This is a genomic window from Rheinheimera pacifica (assembly GCF_900108485.1).
Taxonomy (GTDB): domain Bacteria; phylum Pseudomonadota; class Gammaproteobacteria; order Enterobacterales; family Alteromonadaceae; genus Alishewanella; species Alishewanella pacifica.
Map to the genome: position 1 here is coordinate 117,110 of NZ_FNXF01000006.1, position 14,068 is coordinate 131,177.

At 48.9% G+C, this 14,068-nt stretch carries 12 protein-coding genes; all 12 read left to right on the top strand.

The window, feature by feature from the left end:
• Positions 1-67 precede the first annotated feature (67 nt).
• The 12 genes from BLW68_RS09920 to BLW68_RS09975 all read left to right on the top strand — a co-directional run bounded on the left by BLW68_RS09920 (position 68) and on the right by BLW68_RS09975 (position 14,067).
• Complete coding sequence (locus tag BLW68_RS09920) at positions 68-1,270, top strand: class I SAM-dependent methyltransferase (protein ID WP_092792854.1); 1,203 nt, start codon at positions 68-70, stop codon at positions 1,268-1,270.
• Positions 1,271-1,403: 133 nt separating this feature from the next.
• On the top strand, positions 1,404-2,375 hold the full coding sequence (gene galU, locus BLW68_RS09925; protein WP_092792856.1) for a UTP--glucose-1-phosphate uridylyltransferase GalU: 972 nt from the start codon (positions 1,404-1,406) through the stop codon (positions 2,373-2,375).
• An 11-nt stretch (positions 2,376-2,386) separates the two neighbouring features.
• Positions 2,387-3,175 carry a WecB/TagA/CpsF family glycosyltransferase gene (locus BLW68_RS09930; RefSeq protein WP_092792857.1) on the top strand — a complete coding sequence of 263 codons (789 nt, stop codon included), beginning with the start codon at positions 2,387-2,389 and terminating at the stop codon, positions 3,173-3,175.
• The gene (locus BLW68_RS09935; RefSeq protein ID WP_177172203.1) at positions 3,175-4,230 is read left to right on the top strand and encodes a glycosyltransferase; all 1,056 of its coding nucleotides are present in this window, start codon (positions 3,175-3,177) and stop codon (positions 4,228-4,230) included. Before BLW68_RS09930 ends, BLW68_RS09935 begins: the two co-directional genes overlap by 1 nt.
• 2 nt (positions 4,231-4,232) lie before the next feature.
• Positions 4,233-5,267: an acyltransferase family protein gene (locus tag BLW68_RS09940; protein WP_092792862.1), complete on the top strand. Its 1,035-nt coding sequence runs from the start codon at positions 4,233-4,235 to the stop codon at positions 5,265-5,267.
• 23 nt (positions 5,268-5,290) lie between these two features.
• Positions 5,291-6,697, top strand: a complete 1,407-nt coding sequence (locus tag BLW68_RS09945) for a mannose-1-phosphate guanylyltransferase/mannose-6-phosphate isomerase (RefSeq protein ID WP_092792864.1) — start codon at positions 5,291-5,293, stop codon at positions 6,695-6,697.
• A 4-nt stretch (positions 6,698-6,701) separates the two neighbouring features.
• A complete protein-coding gene (locus BLW68_RS09950) occupies positions 6,702-8,069 on the top strand; it encodes a phosphohexomutase domain-containing protein (RefSeq protein WP_092792866.1) in 1,368 nt (455 codons plus the stop codon).
• Positions 8,066-9,190, top strand: coding sequence for a glycosyltransferase family 4 protein (locus BLW68_RS09955; RefSeq protein WP_092792868.1), 1,125 nt, complete (start codon positions 8,066-8,068; stop codon positions 9,188-9,190). Before BLW68_RS09950 ends, BLW68_RS09955 begins: the two co-directional genes overlap by 4 nt.
• A gap of 14 nt (positions 9,191-9,204) precedes the next feature.
• Positions 9,205-10,428 (top strand): glycosyltransferase family 4 protein, encoded by a 1,224-nt coding sequence (locus tag BLW68_RS09960; RefSeq protein WP_092792871.1) that lies wholly within the window; start codon positions 9,205-9,207, stop codon positions 10,426-10,428.
• Between the two features lie 39 nt (positions 10,429-10,467).
• Positions 10,468-11,589 (top strand): endo-1,4-beta-xylanase, encoded by a 1,122-nt coding sequence (locus BLW68_RS09965; RefSeq protein ID WP_092792873.1) that lies wholly within the window; start codon positions 10,468-10,470, stop codon positions 11,587-11,589.
• Positions 11,582-12,631 (top strand): acyltransferase family protein, encoded by a 1,050-nt coding sequence (locus tag BLW68_RS09970; protein ID WP_092792875.1) that lies wholly within the window; start codon positions 11,582-11,584, stop codon positions 12,629-12,631. The genes BLW68_RS09965 and BLW68_RS09970 overlap by 8 nt, the downstream gene beginning before the upstream one ends.
• Positions 12,631-14,067: a lipopolysaccharide biosynthesis protein gene (locus tag BLW68_RS09975; RefSeq protein ID WP_092792877.1), complete on the top strand. Its 1,437-nt coding sequence runs from the start codon at positions 12,631-12,633 to the stop codon at positions 14,065-14,067. The genes BLW68_RS09970 and BLW68_RS09975 overlap by 1 nt, the downstream gene beginning before the upstream one ends.
• Position 14,068: the final 1 nt, after the last annotated feature.

The following is a 14,068-nucleotide window of genomic DNA, read 5'->3' on the forward strand; positions in this document are numbered from 1 at the left end:
GGCATTCTTTCTCTTCAGGACAGATCCGACTACACTAGCGGCAATTTTGTTGTAGCGGAACACTTATATGCCTGCCATTGAACCTCCTTCAACTGAACTTGAGCCTTTTTTAGCTCAGCTTAGCAGTGCTATTGCGGCAAAACAGCTGCATAAGCTGGTGCTGAGTAAGTACCAGGGCGCAGAGCCGTTAAAGCAGTTACAGGTAAGGCCGGTAGCGTTGAAACAACACTGGCAGCTTAGTTTTACCTATAAATACCAAACCAACGATGTAACGCATAACTATACGGCTGAGCAGGCAATAAGCGAAATTAAGGCGCTGTTAGGCGTGCAGTTTTATGCGGCTAATTTATTTAGCGCTGAGGCCGAAGCGCAGCTTAGTATCAGTAAAAAAGGCAAAGTATTGTATCAGCACAAGCGTTTAAGCCAGCCGGTAACTGTACAGCAGGCCAGCCATAACCGTGAAAAACATCGTTACCTGACACTGGACAGGCCGTTTTTGCAGGAGTTGGGCGTTACCGATGCCCGGCAGCAACTCATACCGGCAATGTCGCGTAAGTGGAAGCAAATTAATAAATTTATTGAGATTTTCTCCGGTGCTGTACAAGACACCGGCCTTAGTAAACAAAAACAGCTGCATGTGGCTGATTTTGGTTCTGGCAAAGCCTATTTAACCTTCGCCATGCACGATTATCTTACCGGTACCCTGGGGCTTGATGCTAAAGTTACCGGAGTAGAGTTAAGACAAAACCTGGTTGATCTGTGCAATACTACAGCAGCGAAGCTGAGCCTTAACGGTATAGCGTTTGAGCAGGGCGATGTGAAGCATTTTAAAGCCCGGGGTATTAACGTGATGATAGCGTTACATGCCTGCGATATTGCTACGGATTACGCCATTCATATGGGCATCGCTACTGGCGCAGATATTATTATGTGCTCGCCATGCTGTCATAAACAGATCCGGCCACAAATGAAAACGCCAGCGGTACTGGCACCCATGTTAATACATGGTATCCATTTAGGCCAGGAAGCTGAAATGGTAACAGACAGCCTGCGTGCCTTGTTACTTGAGGCATCCGGCTATAATACTAAGGTATTTGAGTTTGTATCGCTGGAACATACCAGTAAAAATAAGATGATACTGGCAACAAAAAACAAACAAAAATGTAACCGTGAAATATTGTTAAAGCAAGTTGCTGAAATAAAACAGTTTTATGGTATAGAGCAGCACTATCTTGAACGCTTGCTGAATATTACGGATGAAATTTCATAACGCGTTAATCACAAAAACTTCACCTATACAAAATTGACTTCGAACTTCGCTAGCCTGTAGTCTGCCCTGAACGCTTAACCCTGTTAAGCATTAATCAGTAAATTGTTACTGTCAGAAACAGGACGCTCAGGCTATGAAAACTGTCACACCACCCACTGATCTTCGTCGCGCTAAAATCACTAAAGCGGTGATCCCCGTGGCCGGTTTAGGAACGCGGATGCTGCCTGCAACCAAGGCTATTCCGAAAGAAATGTTACCGGTGCTGGACAAACCTTTAATCCAGCATGTGGTACAGGAAGCGATTGCCGCCGGCATGACAGAAATAGTGCTGGTAACCCATTCTTCAAAAAACAGTATTGAAAATCATTTTGATACCAGCTTTGAGCTTGAGGCCACGCTGGAGAAGCGGGTTAAACGCCAGTTGCTGGACGAAGTGCGCAGCATAGTGCCAAAGAACGTAACGCTGATTTCAGTGCGTCAGCCGGTTGCGCTGGGGCTGGGCAACGCCATTATGTGCGCGTATCCGGTAGTAGGGCACAACCCTTTTGCTATTTTGCTGCCGGATGTGCTGATTGATCAGCATCAGAGTGATCTGAAAGTCGATAACCTGGCGGCAATGATGGCGCGCTATAGCGAAACCGGAGCCAGCCAGATTATGGTAGAGCCGGTGCCGCGCAATATGGTCGATCAATACGGTGTGGTAGATCTGCAAGACGTTAATTTACGCGCCGGTACCAGTGCAGTGATCAGCGATATGGTAGAAAAGCCCGCTGTGGATGAAGCGCCAAGCAACTTTGCTATTACCGGCCGTTATGTATTGTCGGAACACATCTGGGATTTACTGGCACATATTACACCCGGAGCCGGTGATGAAATTCAACTGACCGATGCGATTTATCAGTTGTGTCTGCGTGAAACGATAGAAGCCTATCATATCGTTGGCAAAAGCCATGATTGCGGCACCAAGCTGGGTTTAATTCAGGCCAATCTTGAATATGCTCTGCAACATGACTTATACGCTAAGCCTTTGCGTGCCACTATCGAACGTATCTTTGCTGATCTGAACAAAGATAAAAAGCACCTGCATTTGTTGAAGACGGTGTAAAGGTGACAAATATGATGCAACAACCCACCCAGATTAAAAAAAGCCAGCCGGTAGCCGGGCTGCGTTTTTGCCTGCTAGCGCAAAACGAGATTGTACAAAGCCTCAAGCAAGTGACGCCTGCACAGGAACCACTGCGTCTGGTTGTGACAACGAATGTTGATCATATGGTAACCATGCGCCGGCATCATGAATTTAAACACGCCTGTACCAACGCCTGGCTGGTAACTGCAGATGGCTTTCCGGTTGTGCGCTTGCTTAAGTCTCTTGGCATTGCCACGCCTGGGCGTATTACCGGGGCTGATTTGTTTCCGGCGATTTTAGCGGCGTTAACACCGGGCCAGCATGCACCATTTTTTGTCTGCGCAAATGAAGCCACTGCCGCGTATTTACGGCACTGGCTAGCAAAGCAAGGCTACAGTACACCTGAGCAACGCGTGTTGGTACCGGAATTTGGTTTTGAAAAAGACAGTGTTTACAGCAACGAGATGCTGCAGAAAATAACGGCCATGGGCACTACGCACCTGTTTTTTGGCGTAGGAGCGCCTAAGTCGGAGTTGTGGATGCAGCGCCACCGCGAGCAGCTGTCAGGTATGTACGGCTTTGGTTTTGGCGCCGGGCTGGATTTTTTTGCCGGTACAGCAAAACGGGCACCGCAGTGGGTGCAACGTGTCAGCCTGGAGTGGTTGTGGCGGTTATTGTCAGATCCGCGTCGTTTAGCCAAACGCTATTTAATTGATTCATGGGCCTTTGTACGTATTGCTTTAACAGAGTACCGCCTTACTGTGAAGGAGAGCCGCTGATGTCTGCACCTGAGATGTCGCTACCAGATGCAATTATTGACTGCTCTCATCTGGGGCGTAAAACCACGGGCATTGAGCGTATTACCGAAGAGCTGTTTTCTGATGAAGCGTTGGGCGGTTGTCAGGTTGTGCGGTTAAAAGCCAGCAGTATTGGCGGCATGTTGTTTCAGCAATGGTTCGGTATTTTGTATGCCGCGCTTAAGTACCCGAAAAGTTTGATTATTACACCCGGTTTCCCGCCGTCTATTCTGGCTACACTGTTATTGAAAAAACGCCTGGTGCCTTATATTCACGACGTGTTTTTGCTAACCCGTGAGCAGGAGCTTAACCCGCGGGCCCGATACTATATGCGGCCTTCATTTGGTTTTGCGGTAAAGCGGCTTAACAGCTTTTTTGTCAATTCACTAAAAACCAAACAGGACTTGCAGCAGTTCTGCCAGAGCGATGCGCGCATTATTATGTTACGGCCACAGGTGCGTAACGTTTTTGCGCTGCCGCATAACAGCGGGCGTTATAGCACTGTTGATTTGAGTAAGCTCAAGATTGTCATGCTGGGCACGGTAGAGCCACGTAAAAATTACACTGCTGCGGTCGCTATTTTTAACGCGCTTAAACAGCGTCTTGGCGACGGCATTGAGCTACATATTGTTGGCCGGCTTGGTTGGGGCCCGGATGCCCGCTTGCTACAAAACACTGCCGGTGTATTTTGCCGCGGCTATTTGTCAGCTGATGAGATAAAAACACTGCTCGACAGCGCGACATTTTACCTGTCTACCTCCCATGACGAAGGGCTGGGCTTGCCATTGCTGGAGTTGCAGTACAGTGGTATTGCCGTGGTAGCGGCAAAAATCCCGGTGTTTGCTGAAGTGCTTGGCGAGTCGGGGCTGCTGGTCGATGTTAGTGATGCTGAACAAGCTGCGACGCAAATTATTGATTTTTGCAGCGATACTGCGCAGATACAGCAACAAAGTGAGCTTGCCCGGCAAAATATTCAACGCTGGAATGCCTTAGCCGCTGCAGATAAACAAGCAGCCAGTGTGCTTTTCAGAGAGTAGGAGTGGCAGTGTTTTATCACGGTATTAATAATTTTCGGGCGTTATCTATTTTTCTGATCGTGTTTGGCCATTGCTTCTGGATCTCAAACTGGTACCCGGAGCAAACCTGGCAAAACGTTTACTTGTATATGATACCCGGCGGCACGTTCTTTTTTGCCTTTATCAGTGGTTTTTTGTTTGCACATCTTAATGTTAGCACATTTCGGTATGCAGATTTTATCGCCAGAAAGTGGCGCAATATTGCATCACCTTATTTATGGATATCGGTTCCGGTGATCTGCTTTGCGGTAGTAGTGCAGTATCCCGGGTACTTTGTTGATAGCAACGATGGCTTTTATTATCAGTACCTGTTGCCGTTTTTTAAGTATTTGCTAACCGGCCGCGTATTTACCGGTTATTGGTATATACCGTTTATTTTGCTGGTGTTTGCTGTTTCGCCGTTGCTGGTAAGGTTTTATTACCTGAGCAGCAGGGTGCAACTGATGATGGTTACGGCGTTATTGCTGCTGGCAATGTTTGTACACCGGGCTGAGGATAACCTTAATCCGTTGCAAAGCTTTGTCTATTTTTTGCCGGTGTTTATGTTTGGTATGGTGTTTAACCGCCATTTTGATTTGCTGCGTGAACGCTATTTATGGTTGCCCTGGTGCTTGCTGCTGGCTTCTATCCTGTTGTCGGTGTATCAGAGTGCTTATCTGGGTATTGCTCACAATGCACATAAATACTTTTTTACTTATGCCGGCATCGATTTAAAAGTGATTGAGAAAATCATGCAGGCGGTAGCCATATTGTTATTGTTTGAGCGGCACTGGCAACAGCGCCACCGGCTGGTAGATATGGTTGCATCAGCCAGCTTTGCCATCTTTTTTTTACACCCAATTGTGATAGCTGTTTTTAAGAGATTGTTAAATAATACATTTTCTGGTTTTTTGTACTGGCACATTCTTACCCTGGCGGTATTTTCCGCCACCTTACTGCTGGCCTGGAGCATTAAAAAAGCGCTGGGCTCATACAGCAGGCAGGTTATTGGTTGGTAACGTATTATGTTAAAGGAGTTGTTATGTTTACACCTGTAATTATGGCCGGAGGCTCCGGAACCCGTTTGTGGCCGTTGTCCCGTGGTAATTTTCCCAAGCAGTTTCTGCCACTTACCGGCAAACACACCATGTTGCAGCAAACGGTATTGCGCTTAAACGGGCTGGAACATGCCGCGCCGCTGTTTATCTGTAATGAAGATCATCGCTTTATCGCCGCTGAGCAGGTGCGCCAGCTCGGGCTGAAAAAAGCCGATATTATGCTGGAGCCGGTTGGCCGCAATACAGCACCGGCTATTGCGCTGGCAGCGATGCGCGCCCGTCAGCAAAACAATGCTGATACGGTGCTATTGGTACTGGCAGCAGATCATGTCATTACTGACACTAAAGCATTTCAGCAGGCAACAGAGCAGGCATTGCCGCTGGCACAGGCTGGTAAACTGGTTACTTTCGGTATAGTGCCGGCCAATGCAGAAACCGGTTATGGTTATATAAAGCGTGGCGAGCAGGTGGGTGATGCGTACAGGGTACAACGTTTTGTTGAAAAACCTGATCTGCCAACTGCGGAGCAATACCTGCAAAGCGGCGAATATTACTGGAACAGCGGTATGTTTATGTTCCGGGCTGATGTGTACCTGCAGCAGCTGCAACAGTTCCGCCCGGATATTTACACCGCCTGTGAAGCCGCAATGGCAGAGCAAACACCCGATTTAGAATTTGTGCGTGTGGATAAAGCCGCCTTTGCAGCTTGCCCGGCAGATTCGATTGATTATGCCGTGATGGAGCGTACAGAGCATGCCGTCGTGCTGCCACTGGATGCCGGCTGGAATGATGTCGGTGGTTTTGCTGCGTTGTGGCAGGTGTCTGCAAAAGATGCCCAGGACAATGTGCTAAGCGGTGATGTACTGGCACTGGATAGCCATGGCACTTACATCCACAGTGATGACAAGCTGGTGGCGGCAGTAGGTGTTGAAGATTTGATCGTGATCAGCACTAAAGATGCGGTGTTGGTGGCACACAAAGATAAAGCGCAGCAGGTAAAACAGATTGTTAGCCAACTGGCTGAAGCCGGCCGCAGTGAGGCGGTATTTCACCGTGAGGTTTACCGGCCCTGGGGTAAGTATGACTCTGTCGATAACGGTGAGCGTTTTCAGGTGAAACGTATTACGGTAAAACCCGGTGCCAAACTGTCGGTTCAAATGCACCATCACCGCGCTGAGCACTGGATAGTGGTATCGGGCACGGCCAGAGTTACCATTGACGATAAAGAGCAATTTGTCACAGAAAATCAGTCGGTTTATATCCCCATCACGGCAGTGCACGCGCTGGAAAACCCCGGCAAAGTGCCACTGGAACTGATTGAAGTGCAGTCTGGCTCTTATCTTGGTGAAGATGATATTGTGCGCTTTGCTGATCGCTATGGGAGGGCTTAAGGCAATGCAAAAAATAACCTGTTTTAAAGCGTATGATATTCGCGGCAAGTTGGGTGAACAACTCAATAACGATGTGGCTTACCGTATCGGCCGCGCTTTTGGCGACTACCTTAAACCGCGCCAGGTGGTATTGGGTGCAGATGTACGTGCTACGTCAGAAGAATTAAAACTGGCACTGGCTGAAGGCCTGATGGATGCAGGCTGTGATGTTATCGATATCGGTATGACCGGCACAGAAGAAGTGTATTTTGCCACTTTTCATCTGCAGGTAGATGGTGGCATTGAAGTGACCGCCAGCCATAATCCTATTGATTATAACGGCATGAAGCTGGTGCAAAGTGGCGCCCGGCCAATTAGTGGCGACAGTGGTTTGTTTGCTATTCAGCAACTGGCCGAGCAGGGTGAATTTCAGCAAGTGGAAAAAAAGGGCACTTACACCAAACAATCGGTATTGGATGCCTACATTGAACATTTGCTTGGTTATATCGATTTGGCCAATATTAAACCGCTGCGTATTGTTGCCAACTCTGGTAACGGGGCTGCCGGCCATGTGATCGATGCGTTGGAACAAGCTTTTGCCCGGCTAAAGGTACCGGTTAGCTTTATTAAGGTGCATCATCAGCCGGATGCGACTTTTCCAAATGGTATCCCTAACCCGCTGCTGGTAGAAAACCGTGCCGATACCCGTGCTGCGGTGCTGGAGCATAAAGCCGACTTTGGTATTGCCTGGGACGGCGATTTTGACCGCTGCTTCCTGTTTGACGAGCGTGGCCAGTTTATCGAGGGCTACTATATTGTTGGTTTACTGGCCGAGGCTTTTTTACAAAAGCATGCCGGCGCCAGTGTGATCCACGACCCGCGGTTAACCTGGAATACCATTGACTTGGCTATTCAGGCCGGCGGTAAACCCATACAGTCAAAAACCGGCCACGCCTTTATAAAAGAGCGGATGCGTCTGGAAGATGCTGTATATGGCGGCGAAATGAGTGCGCACCATTATTTCCGTGATTTCGCTTATTGTGACAGCGGTATGATCCCCTGGTTGTTGGTAGCAGAGCTAATTTGCCTCAAAGCACAGCCGTTATCCCAACTAGTGAATGAACGTATTGCCGCATTTCCGTCGTCAGGCGAAATTAACTTTACGCTTAATGATCCTAAAGCTGCTATTGAGCGGGTACTGCAACATTATATTGCCGGGGCGCTGGTGGTTGACCGCACCGACGGTATCAGCCTTGAATTTGCCGACTGGCGTTTTAACCTGCGCAGCTCGAATACCGAGCCGGTAGTGCGGCTAAACGTGGAAAGCCGTGCCGATGTGGCATTGATGAGCTATTACACAGAGCAAATAAGTAATTTGCTGGTGGCATCATGAAGATCCTGATAAATCATTTGTTGGAGCCGGCAAACCGTATTTCCGGCATCAGCAAGTATTTATTCTCGTTACTGGCCGAATTGCTGAAATCCGAGCAGCACCAGTATGTGCTGCTTACCTCCTGGTCGGAGGAATGTTTGCCGGTAGCGCTGCGCAATCCGGGGTTAACTGTGGTATCGGTACCCTATATTGAGTCTACGCCACGCAACCTGTTACGCCAGCTTTGGTTAGTACCGCAGCAGATGAAACAACATCAGGCCGATGCCGAATTTAACTGCAACCCCTTAGGTGGTTTTATCGGCAGCTGGCCCAGGGTTACCGTAACGCATGATCTGTATTTCAATGTATCACCGGCATCTTACAAGCGGCATCATCGTTTATGGTGGCAGTTGTTTTATCCGCTGACGTGCCGCAGCGCCAGCAAGATTATCTGTGTATCGCAAAATACCTGTAATGATGTGGCGCGTTACTATCCGCAATTTGCCGATAAAACGGTCGTTATTGGTGAAGGGCCTTGCCTGCCAATACCGGAAAATATCGACAGTGATGTCCAAAAACGTCAGAGTTTTGGCCTTTTTGTGGCCAATGTCTCGCCAAATAAAGGCGCCGATACTCTGGTAAGGGCGCTGGGGCTGCTGCGCCATAGCGGGCGCAGTATTGAGGTTAAACATGTGGGCGCCGACACTCAGGGCAATTTTGCCCGCTTTGTTGCTGCAATACCACATGGGGCGGCACCGGTTTCACTGGGTTACCTAAGTGATGGCCAGCTTAGTGAGCTATATAGCCGGGCGCGGTTTCTGGCGTTTCCGTCACGTTACGAAGGCTTTGGTTTACCTGTTGTTGAAGCCCAGGCCCACGGCACGCCAGTGATTGCGGCAGATATTCCGGTACTGCGTGAGGTGGCCGGAGATGGTGCGCTGTTTTTTGCCCCCGAAGATGGTGCGGCTCTGGCCGAGCATATGTATGCATTGTTGCATGATGATGCGCTATTCAGTGCGCTGTCAGTTAAAGCCCTGCAAAATCAGCAGCGTTTTAACTGGCCTAAAGCTGCCCGCCAAACCGAACAGGTATTTGAGCAGCTCGGTTGCGACAGTCTGGCAGCGCAAAGCCAGTTAAACTAATTTAAGGTGCAATTATGACTTACAAAACCACTTTTTTTTCCGTGCACCCTATTGACCCTTTTGGCAGCAAAGTAGGGGGTATTGAAACCCATGTACGGCAACTATTGAAATACTGCCCGGCCGGTATGCGGCTGATTTTGATTGGTGTAGACGACAGTGGTAAACGTAAACTGGGTGAGCTGATCGAAGTAGAAATGTTTGGTGGCCGTTTTCTGTTTATGCCAATAATGCATTGTCATCAGGGTGAAGTAAATGCAGCAGCCAAATCACTATTTCAGTCTACGACATTAAGATTCTTCGTTAATTTTATCCGTTATAGCTCGCGGATTAAGGCGCTGGCAAAAGAGATGCCAAGCAGCTTCGATATCCAGCGTTATGAGTTCGCCTGGTTGTGCCGTTTATATGGTTTTGACTATGTGTTAACTACTCATGGCGATGCAAATCCGGATCAGCCAATGGATTCTTTACTCAGCCGTTACTGGTTTTTGCACAAGTTTAATGAAAAACATGCTGTACGCAGTGCCCGCCATGTGTATTCAGTCAATCAGCAGCAAACTGACCGCATCCGCCGCGACTATCCGGAAGTGGCCACAAAAACCGATTTTATGACAGTAAGCGTGGATGATCAGTTGTTTAAACCCACCGTTTACCCGGATTTGCAAGGGCCGTTAAAAATTGCTTTTGTGGGCCGGCTCGACACCTTTAAACGCCCGGGCATGATGTTTAACGTTATTGCTGAGCTGGCAAAGCGCACTGATAACCAGGTTGAATTTCATTACGTGGGTGCCGCTAAGCCACAGAGCTTTGCCGAGTTTGCCGCCATAGCACCGCTGACAGTCTGCCACGGCTTTAAAACTTCAGCGAAGGTGGCGCAGCTTTGGCAGGGCTGGCATATGGGCATTGTTACCTCGGTATTTGAAGGTATGCCAGTTTATGTGCTTGAAGCATTGTGTGCAGGGCGCCCGGTTTGCTCGGTTAACCTGCCGCAGTTATCACTGGTAATAGACAACAATATTAATGGTGTGCTGCTGGAGCAAAACAACGACTCAGCCGAACTGGTACAACAACTGGCGCAGCAGATGCTTGCTACCTGGCAACGTATGCGTAATGGCCAGATACAGCCAGAGCAGGTTAATCAAAAGGTTGCACCTTATAAGGCCAGTAATCAGATGAGAGTGTTGTTTGATAAACATGCTCAGTTGCAAAGCCGCTCAGCAGGGCTGGTTGCTCAAAGCTAAGCACAAATCCGCTAAATAAACCGTTACAGGAATATTGTTATGTTATCGCGCAGACAGTTTGTACAGAGCCTGCTTGGGCTTGGTGTGGTGGCAGCAATGCCAGCCTGCCTGGCAAAGCCTGCAACAACACTGCCAGGCAACAGCACAACAGCAGCGTTACTGCCAGGTACAGAGGTGACATCGCTCAACCAGATTGCCAGTGCCGCAGGGCGCTTATTTGGTAGCGCCTTTGATATGGCATCAATTAACGATCCGCAGTACGGCAGTTTGCTTAAACATCATTGCGGTATATTGACCACAGATTATCAGTTTAAATTTGGCACCTTAAGGTGGCGCGAAAGTGAGATCAGTTACAGCAAAACAGATCAGTTAATGGCCTTTGCCCGTGCAGCAGGCATACCGGTACGGGGCCATACATTGATTTGGAACGAGTGGAACCCGGACTGGCTGAAGCAGGCATCCGACAGCCGGGTAGCATATTGGCTCGATCGGCATATTGAAGAGGTGGTTGGCCGCTATGCCGGACAATTTCATTCCTGGGATGTGATAAACGAGCCGATGTGGCCGGGCCATAACCGCGAATCTGGTTTACGCGCAGGGCCCTGGTTACGCGCAATGGGGCCAGATTACATAAAGCGCGCTTTTGATGTTACTGCGCGTACCGATCCTGCGGCAAAGCGGGTGCTAAATGAAGCCTGGCTGGATCGCGCCGATCATTGGGGCCGCGGCCTGCGCTCTGCCTTTTTGCCATTGCTGGATAAGCTGCTTGATCAAGGGACACCTATTGACGCTATTGGCCTGCAGTGCCATCTGGCACCGGGCAACCTGGACATGGACGCATTTTTGCAGTTAGTTGAACAGTTAAAGCAACGCCAGTTGCCGGTTTATATTACTGAGCTTGATGTGAATGATCAGAGCTTTGTCGATGATGAAACCCAAAGGGATCAGCAGGTTGCCAGTACATACCGGGATTTTTTACAGGAAGTCCTGCAAAACCCAATAATAGAAATGGTACAAACCTGGCAATTAAGTGACAAATACTCGTTTTATCAGGGCCGGCAGGAACGGTTGGTAAGAGTATTACCTTTTGACCGCGATATGCGTGCCAAACCGGCGTATCAGGCGCTGGCAACAACGCTGGCTATACCGCGCCATGGCTGAAATGCTCGCTAAACCTTTGCCAAAGCCGCATTATCCACATATCGCCCTGGCCAGGGGGCTTAGTATAGTGCTGGTTGCCTTTGGCCACAGTGCACTGGCAGATATGCATGCCGCAACAGATGCGTTGGGTGTGGTCAGAATGCCGTTTTTCTTTTTGCTGGCCGGGCTGTTTTTCAGCTCGCAGCCTAATATCTTGCACTACAGCAGACAAAAAAGTATTGCGCTTTTAACGCCGTATTTTTTTGTTTTAACGGCTATAGGTATTAAGCAGTGGCTGTCGGGAGGCGATTTTGCTGCCTATATGGCCGGTGTACTGTACGGCAACGGCCAAACCATTGCCTGGACACCGCTATGGTTTTTACCGCATTTGTTTTTACTCTATACCTCGGCGGCACTGTTGTTGCGCCCCGGCGGCTTTACTGCGTTAAAACGCACTCAGCAGTTTAGTCTTGTTTTGGTGTGGCTGGTACTCTCAGGCGTGGTGCTGGGCTACTTTCAGCCGCAGTTTTCGCAATCAACATCGTTGCTGTTACGCAGTGGCCTGCCGTGGGGCGCGGATTTTTTACCGCTGTCGCTGGGCTATTTTACGCTGGGGTATTTGCTGAAACAGCAGTTTACCCAGGCTCGTTTTAGCCCGTTACTGCTGCTAATGCTGACGGGGTTATTTGCAGTATTGGTATTTGCCTTCAGCGCAGCTGTCGATTTTAATTTGCGTTTATATACGCCGCCGCTTTGGTTGCCATTTATTATAGTTACCGGCTGCTTTATGTTGCTGCAGTGGTCTTTACTGTTTAGCAAGCTGCCACTGCTAAGCGATGCTTTTATTCTGTGCGGCCGTTACAGCCTGTATATTCTGATCTTTCATGTGTTTTTGCAGCAAGTGTTGCAACGTCTGGCAGGTTCGGGCGGGGTATTATTACAGCTGGCAATTTTGCTCGGCAGCATAGTGTTGTCGATTGCTGCGGGCTGGTTTATCCGTCGGGTAGTGTTATTGCGCTACTGTTTTGAACCCGGTGTCGTTCGTGTTAAGGCTGCCAGATAATGTTGTTGTCTAATACGCTTAAATATTTACCCTCCCAGGTGCTGGCGCCGCTGTCGCAATTTCTGTCCATTATTTTGTGGACGTACTTTGGTGATGAAAAGCTAATTGGTTATATCACGTTAATCACAGCGTTTCAGGAGCTGGCGATGGCGATGTTTGTCAATTGGTGGATGCACTACGCCATGCGCGAGTACGGCACTTTTAAACAACAGAATAATCTGCCGGCATTCTGGCAAAGTTCGCGCAGTGTTATCGCTATTTCGTCTGTACTGATGGTTATTGCCGCGCTGATAAATCTGCTGCTATTTATTGACCAGGCTGCCAGTTTAACAACCTGTATATTAGTGGCGCTTTATGCCATGTTCAGGGCCAGCAATAATTTTAACGCTGCTATTGCGTCGCTGGAGCAGCAAATAGTGCGCTATTCCATTCTTACCACTGTGGGGCCTTTTGTCGGGCTTTTTATTGGTGTAGCTTTGTTGCAGCAATTTGGTGCTGATCCAATTTATCCGCTGCTGGGTTATGTGCTGGGCGAAATGCTGGCCAGTATTCTGGCATACCGGCGCAGCAGTGCGAGCTGGCGGCATTGGTCTGTTAACCGCAGCACTGTGCTGCAGGCGTTGCACTATGGTTTTCCGATGATAGGTTCGGCCTTGTTTGCCTGGCTTATTCTGCAATACCCACGTTATTTTATTGCCAGCAGCATGAGCCTGGAACAAGCCGGCCTGTATGCGGTCGGCGTTGGTCTTGGCCTGCGTATTGCTTCGTTGATCACCATGATGGTGACTCCCGCTGCGTTACCCTTATTGTTTAAACTGGTACATGAAAAAGGAGAGCCGGCAGCTGTGGCGCAGCTGCAGCAAAACCTGCTGTTGTTGCTGTTGGTGTTGTTACCGGGCTTAGTGGGCTTATATGCAGTAATGCCGGTGCTTATTCCGCTGTTGGTGGAACAGCGGTTTGTTGATGCAGCCTTACTGGTTATGCCATGGGCATTGCTGGCCGGGGGTATTGAGGCGATTAAAAACGGTTATTTAAACCATTACTTTTTTATTCGCAAACGCACCGGTGCCATTTTGGGCTACGATGCGGCTATGGCGTTGACCGCTGTAGTGCTAAGTTACTTTCTGGTCAGCGCTATGGGTATTAAAGGCGGCGCTATGGCCAGTACAATGGCGTTAGCACTGGGTATTACTGTTATTGGCTTGTGGCTGCTGCTCACTAAACGTGTAACGCTGCCTTACCTGAGTATTATAAAAATGCTGCTGGCGGTAGGCGTGATGTATCTGCTGGTACAAAAAGTGGATGCAGCGCAGCCTTTAACGTCACTATTGCTGAAAATTGGCGTCGGAGCTTTATCCTATATTGCCGTGATGTTGTTGTTGTTTCGTGCTGACGTGGCCGGGTTTATCCGCCAGCGTCAGTCAGGAGCCGGTTAAC